This is a genomic window from Bifidobacterium sp., assembly GCF_050874245.1.
Taxonomy (GTDB): domain Bacteria; phylum Actinomycetota; class Actinomycetes; order Actinomycetales; family Bifidobacteriaceae; genus Bifidobacterium.
In genome coordinates, this window is the sequence record NZ_JBNMKH010000215.1 from 1 (window position 1) to 1,121 (window position 1,121).

Sequence of the window (1,121 nt, forward strand, 5' to 3'; positions counted from 1 at the left end):
GCTTCGTGCGATTGCGCGGTGCCGAGCCACGTGGCCCCGCCGGCCAGCGCCGCGAGGGCTGCCGGAATCAGACCGTGTCCGTACGCGTCCGCCTTGACGACGCCCATGACGGCGGTGCCGGAATGCGGGCCGCCCACGACGTTGACTAGATGCCGCATATTGTCGCGCAGTGCGGCGAGGTCGACGATGGCCTGCGCCGGATACTGTCGACGGGCAGCCTGGTAATTCGCTTTGCCTTGTTCGGATGAGAAATCCCATTCATGTGTTGCGCTCAAAGTCATGGCTCCTATTGTCGCGCCGCTATGTGACAGGAGTGGAACATCCGGAACGCATGGTGAGACGATTCACGATGTTTTCACGATTTTGTCCGGCAGTGTTTTTTACACTTTCCATACACAAGGCTGTTGCGCATATCGCCGCGGCCTTTCTGATTTCTGGCGTTGAGGCGTGCCAGAGTCCCGGAAATCCGTCCGGTCCAGCCCATTTTTAAAACAATCACAGGGAATCTGACGACCATGGATCTATTTCGCAAGAAGTCGGTGGACCAACTTGTCTCCGAATCGACTCCTCTGAAGCGAACACTGAAAACCTTCGATCTGACCATGTTGGGCATCGGCGCCATCATCGGTACCGGTATCTTCGTGCTCACCGGCAAGGGCGCGCTCACCGCGGGACCGGCATTGTGCGTGTCCTTCCTGCTTGCCGCGATCTGCTGCGGCTTCGCGGGTCTGTGCTACGCGGAATTCGCCGCGATGGCACCTGTTTCCGGCTCCGCCTACTCGTACGCGTATCTGGCGTTCGGCGAGTTGATCGCCTTCGTGATCGGTTGGGATTTGATTTTGGAATACGCGTTGCAGGCGGCGACCGTGTCCGCCGGCTGGTCGGGCTATTTCAACAAGCTGTTGGAAGGCTTCGGCCTGCATCTGCCGGTCGAACTGACCGCCGCGTACGGCACCACGCCGGGAGTCACCACGTATTTCAATCTGCCGGGCTTCGTGATCGTGCTTATCATCACGTGGGTGCTGTCCATCGGCATCAACCAGACGAAGAAGACCAACGACATCATGGTGATGATCAAGCTGGCCATCATCGTGCTGTTCATCGTGTGCACCGTCTGGTAC

General features: G+C 58.7%; 2 protein-coding genes. One reads left to right on the forward strand and one right to left on the reverse strand.

Features of this window, described 5'->3' with window-relative positions; genetic code table 11:
- On the reverse strand, positions 1-281 hold a 281-nt coding region (locus ACR0P8_RS10005; RefSeq protein ID WP_432624892.1), incomplete at its 3' end, for an alanine racemase.
- Between the two features lie 234 nt (positions 282-515).
- Here ACR0P8_RS10005 and ACR0P8_RS10010 point away from each other — a divergent pair.
- A partial coding sequence (locus tag ACR0P8_RS10010) for an amino acid permease (RefSeq protein ID WP_432624893.1) occupies positions 516-1,121 on the forward strand: 606 nt, incomplete at its 3' end.